Genomic DNA, 21,610 nt, shown 5'->3' with positions numbered 1-21,610 from the left:
GTCAGGCGGCTTTCTTTTCGATCTGGGCGAGGACTTCGGCGGCCCACTCCTTGGGCGCCATGGGGAAGCCCAGACGGGCGCGGCTGTCCAGGTAGCTCTGGGCGACGCTACGGGCCAGATTGCGGATGCGGCCGATGTAGGCGGCCCGCTCGGTGACGGAAATGGCGCCCCGGGCGTCGAGCAGGTTGAAGGTGTGGGCGGCTTTGAGCACCTGCTCGTAGGCCGGCAGGGCCAGGGCCACTTCCTCGCTCATCAGGTGCTTGGCATTGCCCTCGTGGGCATCGAACGCCTTGAGCAGAAAATCGACGTTGCTGTGCTCGAAGTTGTAGGTGGACTGCTCCACCTCGTTCTGGTGGTACACGTCGCCGTAGGAGAGGCCCTCGGTCCACTTCAGGTCGTAGACGTTTTCCACGCCCTGCAGGTACATGGCCAGACGCTCCAGGCCGTAGGTGATCTCGCCGGTGATCGGCTTGCAGTCGATGCCACCGACCTGTTGGAAGTAGGTGAACTGGGTCACTTCCATGCCGTTCATCCACACCTCCCAGCCCAGGCCCCAGGCGCCCAGGGTGGGGTTTTCCCAGTCGTCCTCGACGAAGCGCACGTCGTTCTTCTTCAGGTCGAAGCCCAGGGCCTCCAGGGAGCCCAGGTACAGCTCCAGGATGTTGTCCGGGGCCGGCTTTAACACCACCTGGTACTGATAGTAGTGCTGCATGCGGTTGGGGTTCTCGCCGTAGCGGCCGTCCTTGGGACGACGGGACGGCTGGACGTAGGCGGCTTTCCAGGGCTCGGGGCCGATGGCCCGCAGGAAGGTGGCGGTGTGGCTGGTGCCGGCGCCCACTTCCATGTCGTAGGGTTGCAGGAGGGCGCAGCCCTGTTTGTTCCAGTAGTCCTGCAGGCGCAGGATCACTTCCTGAAAGGTCAGCATGACGGCAATCCGTAAGGGGCGTGAGCGTGTGAGAACGCGTGGGAAAACCTTGAATTCTACCGTTTTTCGCCCGCCGAGTCCGAGGGCGGGCGCGTAGCCGGCATGGGGCGCGGGGCTTCGCGGCGGCGCGATGGCTGTGCCAGAATTTCCCCATTGCAACCGGAGTACGCGCCATGCGCCTCGATGACGACAGTGAAAGCCAGAATGTGGAAGACCGCCGCGGCAGCGGCATGGGCGGGTTGCCCATCGGTCCTGGGGGCATCGGGGTGGGCACCGTGGTGCTGGCCCTGGTGGCCTGGTACTTCGGCATCGACCCGTCGGTGGTGATCAACGGCGCGCGCATGATCGAGCAGCAGGCCCCGGCCTCCGCGCCGGCGGGCAAGCCCCTTTCCAGCGACGTCAAGGAGGACGCCACCGCCCACTTCGTCGCCAAGGTGCTCAACGACACCGAAAAGACCTGGCACCAGGTCTTCCGCGAGGCCGGCCGCGATTACGAGGAGCCCAAGCTGGTGCTGTTCCGCGGCGCCACCCAGACCGCCTGCGGCGCCGGCCAGGCGGCCATGGGGCCGTTCTACTGCCCCCTGGATCGCAAGGTGTACATCGACCTGTCGTTCTACGACGAGCTGCGCCAGCGCTTCCATGCCCCCGGTGATTTCGCCGAGGCCTACGTGATCGCCCACGAGGTGGGCCACCACGTGCAGAACCTGCTAGGCATCTCGGACCGGGTGCACCAAGCCCAGCAACGGGCGTCCAAGACCCAGGCCAACGCCCTGTCGGTGCGCCTCGAACTCCAGGCCGATTGCCTGGCCGGGGTGTGGGCCAACCGGGCCAACGCGGCGCGCAAGATTCTCGAAAGAGGCGACGTGGACCAGGCCCTGCGCGCCGCCACCGCCATCGGCGACGACACCTTGCAGAAGCAGAGCCGGGGCGTGGTGGTGCCCGAATCCTTCACTCACGGCACCTCGGAGCAGCGGGTGCGCTGGTTCCGCCAGGGGCTGGACAGCGGCAGCGTCGTCCAGTGCGACACCTTCAAGGCCGCCCAGCTGTAGGCGGGCGGCAACGCCCTGCGGCGCGCCCGGGTCAGCCCGCCGTCGCCGGGATGACCCGCCGTGCCGCCGCCAGCAGGCCCAGGGAGAGCAGGGCGAAGGTCAGGCAGAACAGCAGCACCGCCGGGGCCAGCCCCAGGTGGTCGGCGAGAAAGCCCACCCCCAGCACCGGCAGGATGGTACCCAGGTAGCCCACCGAGAAGAACGAGGACAGGACGCCCGCCCGGGTCTGGGGCGTGCTGGCGGCGCTGGCGGTGGCCAGGGCCGCCATGAAGGCCATGCCGTGCCCCGCGCCGGTGACCAGGATGGTGGCGATGAAGAGAGCACTGGATTGTGATTCCAGCGCTGCGGCGAGCAGCCCCACTCCTATTGCCAGTCCGGCCAAGCCCTGTACCAGATTGCGCCGCACCGGGCGGCGGCGCAGCACGAACTGGATACCCGCCGAGCACAGCAGGAAGAGGGCCAGGGCGCTGCCGCTGATGGCCGGGCCGTGCAGGTGCAGCAGGGCCTTGAGGAAGGACGGGGCCAGGGAGCCGAACAGGCTGAAGATGGCGAACAGGCTGAAGGTGGTCAGGGCCGCCACCCAGAACCCGGGCCGCGCCGCCGGGGCCGGCATGACGAAGCGCGGGCGCAGCGACAGGGGCGGCGGCGACGCCCGGCGGGTGGCGCGGAAGCCGCACAGGGCGGCCAGCACCACCGCCACCAGCAGCATCACCACCACGTAGGGGGTGAGCAGGGGGCTGGGGGCGAACTGGGCCATCAGCCCGCCGGCCAGGGGGCCCAGGCCGAAGCCGACGATGCTGGTGATCGAGCCCACCAGGGAGGCGTGCCCCTTGGCAGCCGCCGGCGCCACCTCCATCAGCCCGGCGGTGGCCGAGGCGGTGATCAGCCCCGAGGCGATGCCGATCACCGCCCGGCCGGCGAACAGCTCCGCCAGCCCGGCGGGCGCATAGGCGGCCGCCGCCGATAGGCCCATGCCGGCCAGGATCAGCACCAGGGCGGCGCGCAGCACCGTGAGCGGGCCGAAGCGGTCGGACAGGCGGCCGAGAAAGAGGAAGGCGCACAGCACCGCCACCATGTAGGCGACGAAGATCAGGGTGATGGTGCTGGCGGTCAGGTGCCACAGCTCCTGGTAGAGCGGATAGAGCGGGCTGGCCAGGGCGGTGCCCATGGTGCCGGCGCACAGGGCCAGGGCGATCCAGCAAAAGAGGGGCCAGCCGGCTGAAGGGGCGGCGGTGGGTGGGGCAGGGGGCATGGCGTAGGCAACGGCGCCAGCCCGGGCGGGGCCGGGCTGGATTGGGCTGATTGAGCGAGGGGAATGAAAAACAACGTTGGCGTGCAATGGACGCCAGGATGGGGCCGGAGGTTCCGGAAGACGGGCGACCTGAGGTGGCGGCAGGGTGATTTTACGCCTGCCGCACACCGGGGCGACGGCTTGGCGGGGCGACGTCGCCCACCTGCACTGGCGTGGCCGGTCGGTCCGCCGATCGGCTTCATGCTCCCCGAAACGCCACAGGCCGCGTTGCGGTGCGGCCTGTGGCGGGGATGGCGATGTGGTGGGCGGCCTACTTCTTCGCCAGCTGTTTTTCCAGCTCGTCCACCCGGCGCTTCAGGGCGTTGATCTGGGCGTTGAGCTGGCCGGTCAGGGCGCCCACGTTGAGGAAGGTCTCGTTCTCCACCGGGGCTGACAGCTTGGCCGCCCAGCCCAGCCAGGAGGAGTCGTACACCTTCACCTCCTTGAAACCCAGGGTTTCCAGCACCGCGGCGGTTTCCGAGGCACGCACGCCGGACTGGCAATAGACGATGGTCTCCTTGTTGCGGTCCAGGTCCTTGTACAGGGCTTCCAGGGCGGAACGATCCTTGAGGGCCAGACCGGCGGTGTTGGCTGCTTCCTTCTTGGCCAGCTTCTGCGGCGCCTCCGGGTCCTGCCAGTTCTGTTCGACGGGGATGCTGATGGCGCCGGGAATGTGGCCGCCGCGGATGGCGCGGATGTCGTCGCCGGAGAATTCCTTCCTGGTGCGCACGTCCAGCACCTGCACGCCGGGGGCGTTGAAGCGCTTGACCACCTCGTCGGTGGTGGCGGCGATGGCCGGGTTGGGAGCCAAGGTCAGAGCTATCTTGGGGCGTTGGTGGGACTCGGTGGACACCGGCTTGCCGGCCTCCTGCCAGCCCTCGAAACCGTCGTGGAAGACGCTCACGTTGCGGCCGCCGAAGTAGCGCACCGCGTAGCCGCCGAAGTAGGCGTAGGCGTTGCCCCGGCCGCCGTAGACCACCACCTCCTGGCGCGGGTCCAGGCCGGCGTCGCCGAACGCCTTGGCGATGGCGGCGGTGGGCAGGAAATCCTCCCGCTGCTCGTCGCGCAGCACCTTGCCGGCATCGCCGAAGTTGATCGCCCCGGGCAGGTGGCCGCGCTTGTAGTCGTCGGCGGAGCGCACGTCCCAGACGATGGCGCCCCGGGCGATGGCGGCCTCGACCTGGGCGATGTCCACGATGCGGCCGCCGGGCTGGGCGGCCGCGTTCGCCTTGGCCGGCGCCGGACCGTCCGCGGCGTGGGAGGGGGCGGCGTGCAGGACCAGGCCGGCGGCGCAGAAGAGGCCCACGGCCAGGGTGCGCAGGATGCGGGCGGGGGAAGCGTCCAGGGTGCGGGTCAGGTGCAGGGCGGAGGCGAGGGCGAGCATGGCGTCGGGCGTGGGGGAGGGCGATGGTGCCCACTCTAGCCCCGCCGTTATGTGCCCGAAAGTCGATTTTCTTCTTCGCTTATGGCGAAAAAGAATGAGGGCGCCGCCGTTGCCGGCGCGCCCTCGGGCCTGAGCCTGGGCCGATGCCGTGTCCGGGCCGGCAGGCCCGGACACGGAGTGGCGGGATCAGGACAGCAGGTCGGCGTACATGCCGGTGGCCCAGCCGAAGTCTTCCTTGACCAGCCGGTGGCTGCGCACGTTGTCGTCCACCTGGGTCTGCTGGATGATCCCCTGCTCGTTCACCTTGTAGTCGAAGGTGACCAGCAGGTCCTCCTGGGGGCCGCCGTCCAGGCCGCCGTTGACCATCATGTAGCAGAGGTTGTCCGGCAGGGCGTACTTGGGCGTCTTGCCGGCGACGCGCTGGGCGATGTAGCCGGCGACGATGCGGCCGAGGCGGTGGGCCACGTGGCCGCTCTTCGGGTAGAAGCCGAAGTGGGGCGAGACGAAGCCGACCGAATCGCCCACCACGTAGGTGTCCGGATCGTCCTTCAGGTTGAGCATGAACTGGTCCACGTCGGCCCAGCCGGTGGGCTTGCCCTCGGCGTTCTTGCCGATGCCGCCGGCCTTCCACACCATGTCGCCGGCCTGGTGCGGGGTCATCAGGATGGCGTGGTCCCACTTGAAGTCGCCGGCTTCGGTGACGATGCGCTTGTTGTACGGGTCCACCGACTGCACCCGGGCGTTGGGCACGTAGGTGACCATGCCCGGGTACAGCTCCTCCCAGGCTTCCTTGAAGCCGGGGCCGAGGGGGCGGGGCGAATCCTTGGGGTCGAGGATGGTGATGTGGCCCTTGACCTTCTTCACCGTGAACATCCAGGCCAGCAGCGTCGCCCGTTCATAGGGCGAGGGCGGACAGCGGTGGGGCGGCGGCGGCAGGGTCATCACCAGGTCGCCGCCCTGGAACTGCTGGATGCCCTTCTTCAGCCGGAACATCTCGTTGTTGGGGATGTAGGCCGAGGGGAAGTGGGTGCGGGTGTAGTTGGCCGCCGCCACGTCGTTGCCGAACCAGGCCTCGAAGTTGTAGCGGATGCCGGCGGCCAGCACCAGGTAGTCGTACTCCAGGTAGCCCTGGGCGGTGTAGACCCGCTTGCGGTCGCGCTCGAAGCCGGTGACTTCGGCCTGGATGAAGCGGTAGCCGTAAGTGTCGGCCACTTGCAGGTAGTCGTGCTGGAGGAACTGGGTGTCCACGATGTCCACCAGCCATTTGTTGCTCATCGGGCCGGAGAAGAAGCTCGGGTTCTTCTCGATCAGGATCACTTCCAGGTCCGGATTGGCCTTGCGCAGATGCTTGGCGGTGGACAGGCCGCCCCAGCCGCCGCCGCAGATCACCACCCGCTTGGCCTTGCCCTTGGGCAGGATCGCCTGCACCGAGGTGGTGATGAGGATCGGCAGCTGCGGCGGAAAGGCCGGCTGGGGCGTGGCGGTCGTGCTTTGGGCGAGGCTCGGGCCGGCGGCCAGGGTGGCGGATGCGGCGGTGGTGGCGCCGGCGGCGGCCAGGAAGCGGCGCCGCGACAGGTGCGGTTTGGTGTCGGACATCGGGTTTCTCCCATTGGAGTCGTTGCCCGCCCGGGTGGGGATGGCGCCCGGGCGTTGGGATGCCGCCGGGGTGGCCGGCGGCGGTGCAAGGGCCGCGCACAGGCGGCGAGGGGAGTTTACCCGATGGAGCAAGCCTTGCCCCATGGCTGTTGCATGGGGGATGGGGCGCCGCGCGCCCGGGCGTCGGGCGGGCAGAAATGGGAAGCGTAGAAACGGGGCCGGGGGCGGGCGTCCGCCTGCCGGAATGGCCGGCCGGCGTTAGTCGCCCTGGTCCGTCGCCTGGGCGGCGGCGGGCTGGCGGCCGGGGCGGGGCGCCAGAAGCGCTGCCAGGAGCAGGGCGGCCACGGCCAGCAGCAGGGCCGGCAGGTTGCCGAAGCGCACGAAGGGCGTGGTGCCGGTGGTGCCGGTGACGGTAGCCACCAGGCCGTCCCGGGTGAACGGGGCGAGCACGCCGGCGATGCGGCCGTCTGGGGTGACGTGGGCGGTCATGCCGGTGTTGGTGGCGCGCAGCATGGGCCGGCCGGTTTCCACGGCGCGCATGCGCGAGATCTGCAAGTGTTGGGGCTGGGCCAGGGAATGGCCGAACCAGGCGGTGTTGGACAGGTTCACCAGCACCGTGGCGTCCTGCGCCCCCCGGGCGATCTGGTCGGGGAACAGGTCCTCGTAGCAGATGTTCACCGCCACTTTCTGCCCGGCCAGGGACAGGGGCGGCTGGGGGTCGGGGCCGGCGTAGAAGTCGCCCATGGGGATCTTCATCAGCTTGAGGAACCAGTCGAAGCCCGGCGGGATGTACTCGCCGAAGGGCACCAGGTGGGCCTTGTGGTAGCCCTGGGCGGCCTGGCCGTCCGGCCCCAGGGCCAGGGCGCTGTTGGCGTAGCCGCCGGGCTGGCGGGTCGGCGCCCCGGTCAGCAGGTCGCCCGGGGCGGCCCGGCCCAGGGCCGCCAGGTAGTCGGCGGGCAACTGGTCGAAGAGCAGGGGCAGGGCGGTTTCCGGCAGCACGGTCAGGTCCGCCGGATGCTCCCGGGTCAGGGCCAGGTAGGTGACCAGGGAATCGCGCAGGCGCTCCGGCTCCCACTTCAGGGACTGGGGGATGTTGCCCTGGAGCAGGGCCACCTTGATCGTCGCGCCGCTGGGCTGGGTCCAGGAAATGCCCGCCAGTAGCCAACCTCCGAGCAGTACCGCCGCCAAGGCGCATGAATGCTTGATCGCAGCGGGGTGTGCCCGGAGAACGAGGCTGGACGCGGCGTTCCACAACAGTGCCCCGCACAGGGCGGCCATGCCCGAGACGCCATAGACGCCGAGCAGGGGGGCGAAGCCGGCCAGGGGCGAAGGCGGCGTCTGGCTGTAGCCCAGGGCCAGCCAGGGGAAACCGGTGAGCACCCAGCCGCGCAGCCATTCGCTCAGGGTGACGAGGGCGGCGAAGGCCACGGCCGCCGCCGCGGGCGACAGGGGGCGGCGGGCGGAAAGCCTGGTCAGGATGGCGCCGGCCAGGGCCGGGTAGAGGGCCAGGTAGGCGGCCAGGGCCAGGGCGGCCAGGGCGGCGATGGGGGCGGGCATGCCGCCCACGTCGTGCATCGACACATAGACCCAGGAGACGCCGCCTACGTAGAGGCCCAGGCCGAACCCCCAGCCGATCAGGGTGGCGCGGCGCGGCGGAAGGGGGGCGGTGTTGCGGGGGGCTCCGGCGGGATCAAGGCTGGACCGCCCGCCCCGCAGCAGGGCGAACAGGCCGCCCCAGGCGACGAAGGCCAGGGGCCAGGCCTCGAAGGGGGCGAAGGCGAGCACCCCCAGGGCGCCCAGGGCCAGGGCGGCGGCGAAGGCGGCAACCCGGCCGGGGGCGGAGACGGGGCGCGGAATGGCGCCCTCAGCGGCCGGTGGCGTCATCGGCGGCCGGGGAGCCGTTGCTTGCGGCGTCCGCCGCCGGCTTGGGCAGGGCGTCCACCAGCAGGGTGTACAGACGGCGGCTGTCGGCGCGCAGCACCTGGAAGGTGACCGGGCCGATGCGCACGATCTCGTTGCGTTTGGGCACCCGGCCCAGGTGGTGCAGCACCAGGCCGCCGATGGTGTCGGACTGTTCGTCGGCCAGGGCGGTGCCGAAGGCTTCGTTGAAGTCCTCCAGCTCGGTCTGGGCCTTGACCCGGTAGCGGCCGGCGGCGTCGAGGCGGATGTGGTCCTCGGTCTCGTCGAAGTCGTACTCGTCCTCGATGTCGCCGACGATCTGCTCCAAAACGTCCTCGATGGTCACCAGGCCGGACACGCCGCCGTACTCGTCCACCACGATGGCCATGTGGTTGCGGCTGACGCGGAACTCGCGCAGCAGCACGTTGAGGCGCTTCGATTCGGGGATGAACACGGCCGGACGCAGCCAGTCGCGCAGGTTGAAGTTTTCCTCGCTGATGGAGCGCAGCAGATCTTTGGCGAGGAGGATGCCGAGGACGTCGTCCTTGTTCTCGCCGATCACCGGAAAGCGGGAGTGGGCGGTGTCGATGACGAAGCGGATCAGGTCCGGCAGCTGGGCGTCCATGTCCACCACGTCCATCTGGGCACGGGGGACCATGATGTCCCGGACGGCGGTCTCGGAGGCGGCGAGCGCCCCTTCGATGATGGTCAGGGCGTCGGCGTCGAGCAGGCTTTTTTCGTAGGAGGCGTGGAGCAGGTCGAGCAATTGCTCCCGGTCTTCCGGCTCGCGCAGGAGCAGGGAAGAGAGGCGTTCGAGGAAGGAAGGCTTGGGACTACTTGGGGAACTGTCCATTTCAGCGTGGGCAGGATGCAGGAGTCAGAAAGGCCGGCGGGCGCCCGGGGTCGGACGCCGGCCGGCGGTCCTCAGTCTTGAACCCTGGGGGCGGGGGAATCTTTTTCGGCGGCGTAGGGGTCCGGGTAGCCCAGGCCGGCGAGAATCTCGGTTTCCAGAGTCTCCATGGCCTCGGCGTCGTCGTCGTCCTCGTGGTCGAACCCTTGCAGGTGCAGCATACCATGCACCACCAGGTGGGCATGGTGGTGCTCCAGGGGCTTGCCCTGCTCGAGCGCTTCCCGGGCCACCACCGCGGCGCAGACGATCAGGTCGCCCATCACCACCGGCTCGGTGTCGTAGGGAAAGGACAGCACGTTGGTGGCGTAGTCCTTGCCCCGGTAGTCCCGGTTCAGCTCCTGCCCCTCGTCGGGGTCGACGAAGCGCACCGTGACCTGGCCGCCTCGGTCCGCGTCCACTGCGTCCAGGGTCGCCCGGGCCCAGCGGCGCACCGCCTCACGGGAGGGTAAGCCATCCTTGTTGCAGGCGTATTGCACCGACAGGTTGAGGCGCCGGGAGGGGCGGGGCAGCGGCCCGGTCATGCCTCATCCCCCTCGCCAGTGGTACCGGCACCCGTGGCGCCGGCGTGGCGGGCCGCCTGGGCGGCCTTCTGGGCGGTCTCCACGGCCTTGGTGTGGGCCTCGTAGGCGGTGACGATGCGCGCCACCAGGGGGTGGCGCACCACGTCCTCGCGGCCGAAATGCACGAACGACAGGCCGCGCACGTCCTTGAGCACGTCGGCGGCTTCCTTGAGGCCGCTCTTCTGGCCCTTGGGCAGGTCCACCTGGGACGGGTCGCCGGTGACCACCGCCTTGGCGCCGATGCCGATGCGGGTGAGGAACATCTTCATCTGCTCGGGCGTGGTGTTCTGCGCCTCGTCGAGGATGATGAAGGCGTTGTTCAGGGTGCGGCCGCGCATGTAGGCCAGGGGCGCGATCTCGATGTTGCCCTTTTCGAACAGCTTGCCCACCCGGTCGAAGCCCATCAGGTCGTAGAGGGCGTCGTAGAGGGGGCGCAGGTAGGGGTCCACCTTCTGGGCCAGGTCGCCGGGCAGAAAGCCCAGGCGCTCGCCGGCTTCCACCGCCGGGCGGGTGAGGACGATGCGCTCGACCAGCTCCCGCTCGAAGGCATCCACCGCGCTGGCCACGGCCAGGTAGGTCTTGCCGGTGCCGGCCGGGCCGATGCCGAAGGTGATGTCGTGCTCCTGGATCGCCTTCAGGTAGTCGCCCTGGCGGGGTGTGCGGCCGTGCAGCTCGGCCTTGCGCGTGACCAGCTGCACCGTGGCGGTGTCCTGGGGGCTGACCCGGCGCACCGGCTGGTTCACCAGCTCGATCAGGCCGAGTTGCAGGGTATCCACCCCGATCGGCTCGCCGGACTTGCCGTAGAAGTAGCGGATGGCGTCCTCGGCGCGGCGCATGGCGTCTAGCTCGCCGCGCAGGGTGAAGTGTTCGCCGCGCCGGGCGATGGCCACGTCGAAGGCGGCCTCGATCTGGCGCAGGTTCTCGTCCAGGGCGCCGCACAGGTTGGCCAGGCGCAGGTTGTCGTAGTCGTCCAGGGCGAAGCTGAGGGGGCGCTGCTTGGGGGCGTTGGTGGACACCGGGGCTTACTCCTTGACCACGATTTCGCCGCGCAGGCTGTGGGGCAGGGCGGAGGTGATGGTCACGTCGACGAACTGGTGCACCAGGCGCGGGTTGCCGACGAAGTTCACCACCCGGTTGTTGTCGGTACGGCCGGCCAGCTCGTTGGGGTCCTTCTTCGACGGGCCTTCCACCAGCACCCGCTGCACCGTGCCGACCATGGCTTGGGAAATGGCCTGGGCCTGATCCTCGATGCGCTTTTGCAGGCGCATCAGGCGCTTCAGCTTGACGTCCTGGGGCGTGGTGTCGGCCAGCTCCACCGCCGGGGTGCCGGGGCGGGGCGAATAGACGAAGGAGAAGGAGGTGTCGAAGCCCACGTCCTCGATCAGCTTCATGGTCTTCTCGAAGTCCTCCTCGGTTTCGCCGGGGAAGCCGACGATGAAGTCGGAGGACAGGGAAATATCCGGGCGTGCGGCGCGCAGCTTGCGGATCAGGCTCTTGTATTCGAGGCCGGTGTAGCCGCGCTTCATCGCCGCCAGCACCTGGTCCGAGCCGGCCTGCACCGGCAGGTGCAGGTGGGACACCAGCTTGGGCACCTTGGCGTAGGTGTCGATCAGGCGCTGGGTCATCTCCCGGGGGTGGGAGGTGGTGTAGCGGATGCGCTCGATGCCGGGAATCTCGGCGATGTACTCGATCAGCATGGCCAGGTCGGCGATCTCGCTGCTGCCGTCCATGATGCCCCGGTAGGCGTTCACGTTCTGGCCGAGCAGGGTCACTTCCTTGACGCCCTGGTCGGCCAGGCCGGCCACCTCGGTGAGCACGTCGCCGAAGGGGCGCGACACTTCCTCGCCGCGGGTGTAGGGGACGATGCAGAAAGTGCAGTACTTGGAGCAGCCTTCCATGATCGAGACGAAGGCACTGGCACCCTCGGTGCGCGCCGGCGGCAGGGCGTCGAACTTCTCGATCTCGGGGAAGGACACGTCCACCGCCGCCTGGCCCTTGGCGCGGCGCTCGGCGATCAGTTGGGGCAGGCGGTGCAGGGTCTGGGGGCCGAACACCACATCGACGAAGGGCGCCCGGGCGACGATGGCGTCGCCTTCCTGGCTGGCCACGCAGCCGCCGACGCCGATCACCAGGTCCGGGTTCTGCTGCTTCAGGTGGCGCACCCGGCCCAGGTCGTGGAAGACCTTTTCCTGGGCCTTCTCCCGCACCGAGCAGGTATTGAAGAGGATGATATCCGCCTCTTCCGGGTTGTCGGTCTTGACCACCCCCTCGGCGGCGTCGAGCACGTCGGCCATCTTGTCCGAGTCGTACTCGTTCATCTGGCAGCCAAAGGTCTTGATGTACAGCTTTTTCACGGCAAACAACCTACACAAAAAGAGCGCCCGGGGGCGCGGAAAAACGGTGGGCGGCGAAGCGCGGGCGGCCGCTGCCTACTTGTTCACTTGGCCAGGGCCTGGGCTTCGCCCTCGGTCAGCAGCCACAGCTTCCAGATCTGGCCTTGGGCGTCCCACTGCACCCGCACCGGCAGGTCCTTGTACTCCCCGACCACCGCCATCGGCAGCACGATCAGGTTCTGCTGGTTGCGAATCTGGACGCCGGGGGCCAGGGGAAAATCGGTTTTGTCGATGCGCACCCAGCCCTGGCCGATGACGCTCAGCTTGCCCACCTGGGTATTGGCCGGAAAGATGCGCAACTGGGCCAGGACCGGCAGACTCGTCCCCCACATCGCCAGCACGGCGAAAACGGCCAGCAGGCGGCGCAGGGCGGGGGCGGCGGTCATGGCGGCTCCAGGAACGGTGATCGGGCGGTCGGGCGGAACGGATATGGACGCGGCGGCCGGGCGAAAAGTTGCAGCGCCAACCCCGTCCGGGGCGCCGCGAGGGGCGAGGAGCCGCGATAAATGATGCGGATTTCGCCCGAATCCCGGCTAAAAACAGCAATTTGCGCAAGTATAGCCGATTCCTGTACAGTGCATCTGTTGACGGCGAGTGGCGTTTTGCCTATTATTTGCGCCCTTCGTGGTGATGTAGCTCAGTCCGGTTAGAGCGGCGGATTCATAACCCGCAGGTCGGCAGTTCGATCCTGCCCATCACCACCAGAATCCCGCAAAAAGCCCGCTGGCGTTGTCCAGCGGGCTTTTTTGTTGGTTTTGTCCGGGCGAGCGATCTGGAGAGTGGAAGATGTCCCAGGAAAAATCCCCTGATTTCGACGTGCTCATCGTCGGCGGCGGCCTGGCCGGGCTGAGCCTGGCGGTGGGGCTGCGGGACGCCCGGCTCAAGGTGGCTCTGGTCGAAGCCCAGGCGCCGCGCCGGCCCACCGAGGGCTGGGACGCCCGCATCTACGCGGTCAGTCCGGCCAACGTGCGCTTCCTGCGCCAGCTCGGCGTGTGGGACCGCCTCGACCTGTCCCGGGTGGCGCCGGTGGCGCGCATGGCGGTGGCCGGCGACGCCGGCGGCCAGCTCGACTTTTCCGCCTACGAGGCGGGGGTCTCCGAACTGGCCTGGATCGCCGAATCGTCCCTGATCGCCGAGGAGCTGTGGCAGACCGCCCTGCGCCAGTCCAACCTGACCCTCTTCGCCCCGGCCCGGCCCGCCGCCGTGTCCTGGGACGGAACGGCCGCCCGGCTCACCCTGGACGACGGCCGCGCCCTGTCCGCCCGCCTGCTGGTGGCCGCCGATGGGCGCGATTCCTGGGTGCGCGGCCAGGCCGGGTTGCCGGCCCATGCCACGCCCTACAACGAGGTCGGCGTGGTGGCCAACTTCGACATCTCCCGCCCCCACCTGAATGTGGCCCACCAGTGGTTCCGCGACGACGGGGTGCTGGCCTACCTGCCCCTGCCCGGCGACCGCATGTCCATCGTCTGGTCCACCCCGGACGCCCACGCCAAGGAACTGCTGGCCCTGGAGCCGGCGACCTTCTGCGACAAGGTGGCGGCGGCCGGCGGCCGGGTGCTGGGGGAACTGTCCCTGATCACCCCGCCGGCGGGCTTCCCCCTGCGCCTGATCCGGGTGCCGCGCACCGTGGCGCCGCGCCTGGCCCTGCTGGGGGACGCCGCCCACGGCATCCACCCGCTCTCGGGCCATGGCATCAACCTGGGGTTCCAGGACGCCCGGGCCCTGGCCGAATTGTTGTCCGGCGCCTCGCCGTGGCAGGATGTGGGCGACGAGCATTTCCTCGCCCGCTACCAGCGCGCCCGCAAGGAAGAGGTGGTGATGTTGCAGACCGTCACCGACGGCCTGCGCCGCCTGTTCCGCGAGCCCCTCCCATTCCTCCGGGCGGTGCGCAACACCGGCCTGTCCCTGACCAACCGCCTCGGGCCGGTAAAGAGCCGCCTGATCCGCTACGCCCTGGAAACCTGAGCGTTTTTTCTGGAAGTCTGGAGTCCCCCATGTCCCTGCCCATTTCCCGCCGCCCTCTCGCCCTGCTGGGCGTCCTGGCCCTGTCCGCCGGCATCGCCGCGATCGGCACCGCCCTGGCGGCCGACGACGGCCACGCCCGCCTCAAGGCCGACCTGGAGAGCAAGCTCAACATCAAGGTCGACAGCATCACCAAGAGCGGCTACCTGGGCCTCTACGAGGTCTATGCCGACGGCACCATCTTCTACACCGACGAGAAGGGCAGCGCCTACGTCTTCGGCAACCTGGTGGACGCCAAGACCCGCCAGAGCGTGACCGAAGCGCGCATGGCCAAGCTCAACGCCATCAAGTTCGCCGACCTGCCCCTGGATTCGGCGCTGAAGCAGGTCAAGGGCAACGGCAGCCGCACCCTGGTGACCTTCGAGGACCCCAACTGCGGCTACTGCAAGCGCCTGGCCAAGGACCTGCAAAAGCTCGACAACGTCACCATCTACACCTTCCTCTACCCGATCCTCTCCCAGGATTCGGTGGACAAGGCCAAGCAGATCTGGTGCTCCGCCGACAAGGTCAAGGCCTGGAACGACCTGATGCTCGACGGCCGCGCGCCCTCGGGCAAGGGCGACTGCACCACCCCGACCCAGAAGGTGGTGGAGTTGGGCCAGAAGTACAACATCCGCGGCACCCCGACCCTGGTGTTCACCGACGGCGAGCGCATCCCCGGCGCCGTGCCCCTGGACCGCATCGAGAAGAAGCTGGCCAGCCTGGGCAAGTAAGCCGGCTGGAAATCCAAGCGGGGCGGGCCTTTCCGGTCTGCCCGAACGCCCCCTGGAGAGCGCCGTCCGGCGCATTTCTCCAGGGGGCGTTTTGTCGTTTGCGCGGCCGATGAGGGGGCGCCCCGTGCGTGCCTTGAACGCCCAACCCGTTGATGCTTTTGGCATTTTTGAGGGGCGTCTCGATATCGCTGCGGCATTTTGTCACTTTCGGCTACTCGTAACAAAACGTAACAATCCGCCCTCGTTTGCGCCCCGGCCACGTTGCCGCCGGGCGTTTCCGGGGCCCGGCCGTGCCGGTGCCATCGGGCTTGCCGAGCCGCCCAGGGATGCCTTCTCGCCCGGCGGCAGGGCAAGCCGACGACAACAACAACTCCGCTCAAGGAAGTCGTGGCATGGGATTCAAACGTTCACCGCTCGGCCTGGCCGTATCGCTCCTCTTTTCATGCGCAAGCGCTGTCCCCGTCATGGCCGACGAGGGTGAGCGGGTTCTGGCGCCCGTCACCACCACCCTTGACCGCTATGCCGACGTCCATGCCCGCACCGAGCTGGGCAAGCTGACCGAGTCGACGCCGATCTCCGGCGCGGTGGTCGATAGGGACGAAATCGAGAACCTGGAGTATGTGAACAGCCTGGCCGAGCTGGGGCGACGGGTGCCGGGCATCAGCATGGTGCGCAACCTGCGCATTCCCGACGGTTCCAAGAACTACACCGAGAACCGGGTGGACGGCATGCGCGTGTCGTCCACCTCGAACTTCACCCTCCTCGACGAGGTGAACATCTCCAACGTCGAGCGCATCGAGGTGATCACCGGCCCCGGGTCCGCGCTGTACGGCAGCGGGGCCCTGGGCGGCACCCTGAGCGTGTTCACCCGTCAGCCGCCGAAGAGCCTCGAAGGCCGGCTGTCCCAGGAGTTCGGCAGCTGGGATTTCCAGCGCACCCAGGGCTACGTGGGGGCGTCGACGGAAGACGGCCGGCTCGGCTTTAGCCTCAACGGCGCCATGATGGACAACGGCGGCTGGCGCAAGGACACCGCGCCGAGCGCCGCCAATGCGGCGGCCGAACACAAGAACGGCGCCTCGCTGCGGGCCATGGCCCGTCCCACCGACACCACCCGGATCACCCTGGGCTACGACCAGCTGCACTACGACTTCCGCCTGGCCGGCGCCGTGCCGCTGACCGCGGCGGATGCGGCCCGGCTGCGCAACGCTGCCTTCAACGGGGCGTCCCTGCGCGGCGTCTCCTTCGCCAGCGATTGGCAACAGGTGGTGCCCGGCACCTACGGCCAGAGCATCAACGACTTCGATACCTATTCGGCCCGGCTGGTGCAGATGGTCGGCGCCCGGGGCGAATTCAGCCTGGCCTTCTCGCAACGCAACAACGACGGCCTGGGCTACGGTTCGGGGGGGTCGGGGGGCGCCCTCAACGTCATTTGCGACAACAAGGTGGTGACGTGCGCCACGGTCAACGGTTCCGGCACCTCGACCAACACGCTGAAGAAAACCCGCGAGGTGACCCGCTCCACCACCCCGATGTACCGGCAGGAGTTCGACCTGGCCAAGTCCACCCTGTACGTGGGGGCGGAGCTGATCGACATCTCCTCCGATTCCGTCACCTACAACAACGCCTACAACGCCAAGCAGGCCCAGGCGGGCAGCTGGGGCCAGGGCACCCTGTCCAACGCCGGCTCCCTGGCCCGGGAAAAGGACGTCACACCGTTCATCCACTATGAGTTCTCCCCGCTGGAGAAGCTGCGCTTCCATATCGGCGAGCGGTTCGACAAGATCACCTACTCCACGGACGACCGGACGCCGGCCAACAAGGACGTGCAGAAGACCTTCAACGCCCAGATCCTCAAGAGCGGCGTCACCTACGACCTCAATGCCAACCACCTGGTCTGGGGCAATTGGTCCGAAACCTTCAACGCGCCCAACCTCAGCACTCTGCTCGACACCGCGGCCAAGGGCACGGCGGGCAACACCATCGGCGCCAACCTGCGGCCCGAGGAAGGCGTGACCCGGGAAATCGGTCTGCGCGGATTCTTCCCCGGCCGCGGCCTGCGCTACGACATGGCCCTGTACCACACGACGAACAAGGGCTTCATCGTCAGCCGCAACTGCACGGCGGCCGAACAGGCGGCCCTGAACAACGGCGCGGCCTGCAACATCAACGAGAACGCCGGCCAGTTCACCGCCCGGGGCTTCGAGTCCATGTACTCCTGGGCGGCCACGTCCTGGTTGGACCTGGGCGCCACCTACACCTACGCCGAGGCCTACTACAACAAGTACAAGACGGCAGCTGCCGATTACAGCGGCAACTCCTACCAGGCCATGCCGCGCAACCGCCTGAACCTGCGCGTCGCCGTGAAGCCCGCCGCCGGCTGGAACGTCGAACTCGAAGGCGACTACATCTCCCGCTACTACTACGACACGGCCAATACCGGCACCTATGCCCGGCCCACCCTGTTCAACCTGCGCGCCAGCTACCGTGACAAGCACTGGGGCTTCTGGGTCCATGTCCTCAACCTCACCGACCGCAAGTACGCGGCCCGGGTGACCACCACCACGATCGCCGGCGTGCAGAACGTCGTGTCGGCCGCCACGGTGGGCAACTCCGGCACCTATACCCCGCTGACGGTGCGGGCGGGGCTGTCCTACAGCTTCTGAGCCGTCGCCGGGCGCACTGGCCCGGTGGCGATGGAAACGGGGAACGAAGGTAAGGAACGGATACATGAGGAAGGCGCTGGTGGTGCTCTGCTGCATGCTCTGCATGCAGCCTGCCTGGGCGGAAAAGGTGGCCTTGCTGTCCACCCAGTTCGTGCTCGAAGGCAAGTTCAGGCTGATGGAAGCCGCGGCCCGCAAGCAAGGGGTCGAATTGGCCTGGACCCAGGTCGACCGGGACGGCGAAGAGGGCGTGCGGCGCGCCCTCAAGGGAGCCGGCCTGGTGATCGTCGATGCCCCGCGGGCCGACGACCAGGCCCTGATCGAGCGGGTCGCGGGCAAGGCCCTGGCCGGCGCCGCCGTTCCCCTGGTGGCCATCCAGGTCATGTCCGCCCCCAACCGGCTGCGCCAGCAGCGCATCGACCCGGCGGTGGCCCAGCGCCTGTACGACTATTACGTGGGCGGCATGCGCGCCAACCACGAGCGGCTCTTTCTCTATGTCCGGACCTGGCTGGCCCGGGGCGATCTGGCGCGGGTGCCGCCGCCCCTGGAAATGCCCAACGGCGGCATCTATCACCCGGGCCACGAGCAGGGCGTCTTCGCTTCCCTGCCCGCCTACCTGGACTGGTGGAAGCAGCGCAACGGCAAGGCGCCCCTGGCGCGGCCGGTCATCGGCATGGAAATCTCCTCCGGCCATCTTTCGGACGGGCAGACGCGCCTGCTCGATGCCGTCGTCGCGTCCCTCGAAGAGGCGGGGGCCTTGCCGGTGGTGTTCTACCGCAGCAGCCGGGTCGCCCAGGAGCAGGCGGCGCGCGGAGGCGCAGCCGCGGGGGGCCGGGGGAGCGAGCGCAGTGGGCGCCGGGCGCCCGCCGCCGCTGCCGGCGAGGGCGATCCGGGCTTTCCCAACCCCAAGCCGGTACAGCGCGTCGCCATCGACGAGCCGATCATCACCCTCGACGACAAGCCCGTGCTCAACGTGCTGTTGGTCCACACCTTCCTGGGCAGCAACCCCGAGGGGCGCAAGGCCTGGCACCAGGCCCTGGGCATTCCCGCCATCAACGTGGTGACCTACCGGGGCGGCACCCGGGCCGACTACTACAAGGACAACGCCGGCATCAGCAGCTTCAACCTGCCGTTTACCCTGACCACTGCCGAATACATCGGCCTGCAAGACCCGGTGGTGGTCGCCGCCAACGAAGGGGGCGAGCTGGTGCCGATGCCCGAGCAGCTGGACATGCTGGTGGGCAAGGCGGTGCGCCTGGCTGCGCTCCAGACCCGCCCCAACGGCGACAAGAACGTGGCCCTGCTGTTCTGGAACCACCCCCCCGGGGAGAAGAACCAGGGCGCCTCGAACATGAACGTGCCGCGCTCCATTGCCTACCTGGTGGAGCGCCTGCGGACGGAGGGCTATTCCTTCTCGCCGGTGGAAGAGCGGCAGATGATCGACACCGTGGCCACCATGCTGCGCCCGGCCTACCGCAAGGGCGGCCTGCCCGAACTGATGCGCACCCCGCACTGGGCCTTCCTGCCCCTGGCCGCCTACAAGCGCTGGTACGCGGCGCTGCCGGCGGCGGTGCGGGCCGACATCGAAAAACGATGGGGCGCACCCGAGAGAAGCGCCTGGATCGCCCGCAAGGACGGGGTGCCCGGCTTCGTCATTCCGCGCATGGCCCTCGGCAACCTGGTGGTGATGCCCCAGCCGTCCCGGGGCGAGATGGCCCATTCGGAAGAAGAGAAAAAACTGTTCCACGACACCAAGCAGCCCCTCAACCATGGCTATCTGGCGGCGTACCTGTGGATTCGCGAGCGGTTCAAGGCCGACGCCATCGTGCACTTCGGCACCCACGGCACCCAGGAATGGACCCCGGGCAAGGAGCGGGGGCTGTGGGCCTACGATTCCCCCAACCTCCTGGTCGGCAACGTGCCGGTAGTCTACCCCTACATCGTCGACAATATCGGCGAGGCGATCCACGTCAAGCGCCGCGGCCGGGGCGTCATCGTCAGCTACCAGACACCGGCGTTCTCCCCGGCCGGCCTGTCGGACGACCTGGTGCGCATCAACGATCTGATCCGCGAGTACCAGTCCCTCGACCAGGGGCTGGTGCGGGACAACGACCGCAAGCTGATCATCGAGCAGGCGGTGAAGATGAACATCCACAAGGACATGAAGTGGAAGGTCGCCGATCTCGAACGGGATTTCGACCGCTTCCTGCGCCAGTTGGAGGATTACCTGGAAGACCTGGGGGCCGCCCAGCAGCCCCTGGGGCTGCACACCTTGGGCAAGGATGCGGAGCGCGCCCACTTGGTCAGCAATGTCATGCAGATGCTCGGCGAGCCCTTCTATCTCCAGCTCGGCATCAAGAATTCCCGGGCCATGCTGCGCGACGACTACCGCAAGCTCCAGCAGAGCAAGCCCTACCGCTTCGTGGATGAGGTGATCTTTTCCGACCGGCTGGCCGACGAGATCGCCGACCGGGGCCTGCGCGCCTCGGTGGAGCGGGGTCGCAAGTTCCTCGCCGACCTGCGCGCCGAGGGGGAGATCGAAGGCGTGGTCCGGGGCCTGTCCGGGCGCTGGATCGATCCTTCCTACGGCGGCGACCCGATCCGCAACCCGGATGCCCTGCCCACCGGCCGAAACATGTACGGCTTCGACCCGGCCCGTGTGCCGACCCGGGCGGCCTACGAGGCGGGCAAGGAAGCCATCGAGCAACTCATCGCTAATTACAAGCTCACCCACGGCAAGTTCCCGGAAAAGCTCGCCTTCACCATGTGGAGCACCGAGACCATGCGCCACCTGGGCATGCTCGAAGCCCAGATCTTCCACGCCATGGGGGTGCGACCCACCTGGGACGAGGGCGGCCGGGTGACGGGGCTGGAGGTCATTCCCCTGCGCGAGCTGGGCCGGCCGCGCATCGATCCGGTGATCTCCCTGACGGGCCTCTACCGGGACCAGTTTCCCAACGTGATGGAGCGCTTCAACGAGGCGGTGGCGATGCTGGCCGTCCGCGACGAACCCGACGGCGCCAACTTCGTGCGCGCCAACACCGAGCGCATCGAGGCCAAACTGCGGGCCCAGGGCGTCGCGCCCGAGCCGGCCCGGGAGTTCGCCCTGACCCGGGTGTTCGGCAACGAGAGCGGTGACTACAGCACCCGCCTGACAAAGGCCTCCCTGGCCTCCGACCAGTGGGACGAGGGGGACGGAAAGCTCGAACAACTCTACCTGTCGCGCATGTCCTGGGCCTACGGGCCGAACACGGCCCACTGGAGCCGCAAGCTCACGGATGGCGCGGGGCGCGAGATCAACGCCTATGCCGAGCATCTGCGCGGCACCAGCGCCGCGGTCTTTTCCCGCTCCTCGAACCTGAAGGGGCTGCTCGACACCGACCACCCCTTCGAGTACCTGGGCGGGATTTCGCTGGCGGTGAAGTTCCTCGACGGGGCCAACCCCCAGCTCTACATCTCCAACATGCGCGACCCCCGCCGGGCCAAGCTCGAAACGGCGGAAGCCTTCCTGGCCAAGGAGCTGCGCGCGGTCTACCAGCACCCCAACTGGATGAAGGAGATGCAGAAGGAGGGTTACGCCGGCACCTTGCAGATGCTCAATACCGTCAACAACTTCTGGGGTTGGCAGGCGATGGACCGCAACATCGTGCGCGACGACCAGTGGCAGGAATTCCACGAGAGCTACGTGAAGGACCGCTACAAGCTGGGCATGCGCGAGTGGTTCGAGAAATCGAACCCCACAGCCCTGGCCCAGATCGCCGAGCGCATGCTCGAAGCGATCCGCAAGGGCTACTGGCAGGCCGATGCGCAGACCACGCGGGAATTGGTCGAGACCTACCGGGAGGTCGCCCGCCGCCACGACGTCCACACCGACAACGCCACCTTCAAGGCCTACGTGGCGGAGCTTTCCGCCGGCTTCGGCCTGGGGCGGCCGGCTCAGGCCGCCTCGCCCCGACCCGCCACGGCATCGGCGTCGCCCCCGCCGGCCGTCCCGGCCGAACCGCCCCCTGCCCCGGACGCGGTGCGCGGCCAGGAGCTGAAGGAAATGACGATGCACAAGAACGCCGAACGGGTCCTCTGGGCCTACGCCTGGATGCTCGGTGCGATCGTGCTCGCCGGCATCGCCTACCAGGCCTGGCGCGTGCGCCGCGAATCCCGCGTCCCCCCGCCGCATCCCTGAACCGAAACCATCCCACCGGAGCCCCGCC

General features: G+C 68.5%; 15 protein-coding genes and 1 tRNA gene. 6 read left to right on the top strand and 10 right to left on the bottom strand.

Annotation, left to right across the window (positions count from 1 at the left end; all coding sequences use genetic code 11):
- Window position 1: 1 nt before the first annotated feature.
- Window positions 2-925 carry a glycine--tRNA ligase subunit alpha gene (gene glyQ, locus V7Z98_RS08185; RefSeq protein ID WP_293263985.1) on the bottom strand — a complete coding sequence of 308 codons (924 nt, stop codon included), beginning with the start codon at window positions 923-925 and terminating at the stop codon, window positions 2-4.
- 173 nt (window positions 926-1,098) lie between these two features.
- Here glyQ and ypfJ point away from each other — a divergent pair, with 173 nt between their 5' ends.
- Window positions 1,099-1,974 carry a KPN_02809 family neutral zinc metallopeptidase gene (gene ypfJ / locus V7Z98_RS08180; protein ID WP_334157621.1) on the top strand — a complete coding sequence of 292 codons (876 nt, stop codon included), beginning with the start codon at window positions 1,099-1,101 and terminating at the stop codon, window positions 1,972-1,974.
- Window positions 1,975-2,005: 31 nt separating this feature from the next.
- Here ypfJ and V7Z98_RS08175 read toward each other — a convergent pair whose 3' ends face one another.
- The 9 genes from V7Z98_RS08175 to V7Z98_RS08135 all read right to left on the bottom strand — a co-directional run bounded on the left by V7Z98_RS08175 (window position 2,006) and on the right by V7Z98_RS08135 (window position 12,393).
- A complete protein-coding gene (locus tag V7Z98_RS08175; protein ID WP_334157620.1) occupies window positions 2,006-3,226 on the bottom strand; it encodes an MFS transporter in 1,221 nt (406 codons plus the stop codon).
- 310 nt (window positions 3,227-3,536) lie between these two features.
- The gene (locus tag V7Z98_RS08170) at window positions 3,537-4,649 is read right to left on the bottom strand and encodes a sulfurtransferase (RefSeq protein WP_334157619.1); all 1,113 of its coding nucleotides are present in this window, start codon (window positions 4,647-4,649) and stop codon (window positions 3,537-3,539) included.
- Between the two features lie 186 nt (window positions 4,650-4,835).
- Window positions 4,836-6,245 carry an NAD(P)/FAD-dependent oxidoreductase gene (locus tag V7Z98_RS08165; RefSeq protein WP_334157618.1) on the bottom strand — a complete coding sequence of 470 codons (1,410 nt, stop codon included), beginning with the start codon at window positions 6,243-6,245 and terminating at the stop codon, window positions 4,836-4,838.
- A gap of 258 nt (window positions 6,246-6,503) precedes the next feature.
- A complete protein-coding gene (gene lnt, locus V7Z98_RS08160) occupies window positions 6,504-8,129 on the bottom strand; it encodes an apolipoprotein N-acyltransferase (protein WP_334157617.1) in 1,626 nt (541 codons plus the stop codon).
- Window positions 8,110-8,997: an HlyC/CorC family transporter gene (locus V7Z98_RS08155; RefSeq protein WP_334157616.1), complete on the bottom strand. Its 888-nt coding sequence runs from the start codon at window positions 8,995-8,997 to the stop codon at window positions 8,110-8,112. Before V7Z98_RS08155 ends, lnt begins: the two co-directional genes overlap by 20 nt.
- A gap of 71 nt (window positions 8,998-9,068) precedes the next feature.
- Window positions 9,069-9,575 carry an rRNA maturation RNase YbeY gene (gene ybeY, locus V7Z98_RS08150; RefSeq protein ID WP_334157615.1) on the bottom strand — a complete coding sequence of 169 codons (507 nt, stop codon included), beginning with the start codon at window positions 9,573-9,575 and terminating at the stop codon, window positions 9,069-9,071.
- Window positions 9,572-10,630 carry a PhoH family protein gene (locus V7Z98_RS08145; protein WP_334157614.1) on the bottom strand — a complete coding sequence of 353 codons (1,059 nt, stop codon included), beginning with the start codon at window positions 10,628-10,630 and terminating at the stop codon, window positions 9,572-9,574. The genes ybeY and V7Z98_RS08145 overlap by 4 nt, the downstream gene beginning before the upstream one ends.
- 6 nt (window positions 10,631-10,636) lie before the next feature.
- Window positions 10,637-11,968 carry a tRNA (N6-isopentenyl adenosine(37)-C2)-methylthiotransferase MiaB gene (miaB, locus tag V7Z98_RS08140; RefSeq protein ID WP_293263976.1) on the bottom strand — a complete coding sequence of 444 codons (1,332 nt, stop codon included), beginning with the start codon at window positions 11,966-11,968 and terminating at the stop codon, window positions 10,637-10,639.
- A gap of 83 nt (window positions 11,969-12,051) precedes the next feature.
- Window positions 12,052-12,393: a hypothetical protein gene (locus V7Z98_RS08135; protein ID WP_293263975.1), complete on the bottom strand. Its 342-nt coding sequence runs from the start codon at window positions 12,391-12,393 to the stop codon at window positions 12,052-12,054.
- 240 nt (window positions 12,394-12,633) lie between these two features.
- On the opposite strand from V7Z98_RS08135, the gene V7Z98_RS08130 reads away from it, so the two are divergent.
- The 5 genes from V7Z98_RS08130 (at window position 12,634) to cobN (ending at window position 21,582) form a co-directional block, all read left to right on the top strand.
- Window positions 12,634-12,711: transfer RNA gene (locus V7Z98_RS08130), tRNA-Met, on the top strand.
- An 82-nt stretch (window positions 12,712-12,793) separates the two neighbouring features.
- Window positions 12,794-13,972: a UbiH/UbiF family hydroxylase gene (locus V7Z98_RS08125; RefSeq protein WP_334157613.1), complete on the top strand. Its 1,179-nt coding sequence runs from the start codon at window positions 12,794-12,796 to the stop codon at window positions 13,970-13,972.
- 29 nt (window positions 13,973-14,001) lie between these two features.
- Window positions 14,002-14,742, top strand: a complete 741-nt coding sequence (locus V7Z98_RS08120) for a DsbC family protein (protein WP_293263973.1) — start codon at window positions 14,002-14,004, stop codon at window positions 14,740-14,742.
- 464 nt (window positions 14,743-15,206) lie between these two features.
- A complete protein-coding gene (locus V7Z98_RS08115) occupies window positions 15,207-17,405 on the top strand; it encodes a TonB-dependent receptor (RefSeq protein ID WP_334157612.1) in 2,199 nt (732 codons plus the stop codon).
- Between the two features lie 64 nt (window positions 17,406-17,469).
- On the top strand, window positions 17,470-21,582 hold the full coding sequence (gene cobN, locus V7Z98_RS08110; RefSeq protein ID WP_334157611.1) for a cobaltochelatase subunit CobN: 4,113 nt from the start codon (window positions 17,470-17,472) through the stop codon (window positions 21,580-21,582).
- The last annotated feature ends 28 nt before the right edge of the window (window positions 21,583-21,610 follow it).

It is taken from the genome of Oryzomicrobium sp. (assembly GCF_036820405.1).
Lineage (GTDB): Bacteria > Pseudomonadota > Gammaproteobacteria > Burkholderiales > Rhodocyclaceae > Oryzomicrobium.
This window is presented reverse-complemented; position numbering and strand designations above follow the sequence as displayed.